This is a genomic window from Candidatus Symbiopectobacterium sp. NZEC135 (assembly GCF_025962695.1).
Window position 1 is genome coordinate 1 of sequence record NZ_JAGFPF010000532.1, and the last position, 1,253, is coordinate 1,253.

Consider the following 1,253-nt stretch of genomic DNA (forward strand, 5'->3'; position numbering starts at 1 on the left):
TAAAGAAATCCTGGTGCATAAAAAGATGCAATTGGCGCAGCGGGAATATGATAAAAACGTGCTGGCGCGTCAACGGCTGTTAACCAACCTGCGTCAGGAGCTGCATACGCCAATGCAGGCCTTGCAGCAACACTTGCTGTCCCTGGCGCAAACCACGGATGACGACGTTCGCGCGGGACTGTTAGGTAAAGCCTCGGATGAAACGGCGCAAACGATCGCACTGCTGGATAATATTGCGCTCCATGACCAGCTCGACAGCGACGCGTGGCAGCCGGAAGTGGTGCCATTTTCTCCCTTAGCCATGATGGATAGCTTGCTGCTTGCCAGCCTGCCGCGCCTTTCCCAGAAAGGGCTGCACCTGTTTCATCACTACCGTCTGGAGCCGCAACGTTTGTATATGGGCGACATGGACATGCTGCAAAAAGCGCTGCAGCTGTTGCTCGATTACGCCATCACCAATACGGATTACGGCAAGATTACGCTCACACTGGAAGCGGATGCCCAGCAGGCGGACAAACTCACTATCCGGCTCAGTGATACCGGCACCCGCATGTCAGCGGCAGAACTGGATAATCTGCGCCACCCTTGGCTAACGGTGCCGTCTGCGGATCGTTCCCGGCAAAACTCAGGGTTTGCGCTGTTCCTCTGCCATCAACTGGCACGCAAGCTTGGCGGAGAGCTAAGTATCGCCAGCAAGCAAGATCTCGGCACGCACTACCAGTTGACGTTCACGCTGCCCGCCAGCGCCAGCAGCCGGGATGAAGACGAAAAACTGCTGGAAGACATGACGGTGCTGTTAGACATCACCGCCAATGAGGTACGGCAGATCGTGCAGCACCTGCTCGCCAGTTGGGGGGCAGAATGTATCAACGCTGATGAGCGACAGATGCCTCAGGAGTTCGACCTGCGCATTGTCGATGATGAAGCAAAAATGGCGGATAACACGCTGCTGGTGAACGGTGAGGATACCCAGGTGACCATACTGGCACCGAGGCGTTTACGCACCAATTTTAATATCAGTCAGTTACTGCAAGACGCATTATTGACCTTGATTGAGCAACAGTTTGAGTCCACGACGCTCGACGCTGCACCGACGGATATTCAAGAATATGCCCGGCAACTGAAAGCCAGCGACTATTTTTCGCTGTTCGTTGAAACGGTACCCGACGACATTGCCAAACTGTATACTGATGCAGAAGCAGGCGACTTTTCAACGCTGGCACAAACGGCGCATCGACTTAAGGGTGTGTTTG

At 54.4% G+C, this 1,253-nt stretch carries 1 protein-coding gene; it reads left to right on the forward strand.

Annotation, left to right across the window (positions count from 1 at the left end; genetic code table 11):
- Positions 1 to 13: 13 nt before the first annotated feature.
- Positions 14 to 1,253 (forward strand): ATP-binding protein (locus J5224_RS28490; RefSeq protein ID WP_264628464.1); only part of this gene is annotated, 1,240 nt, incomplete at its 3' end.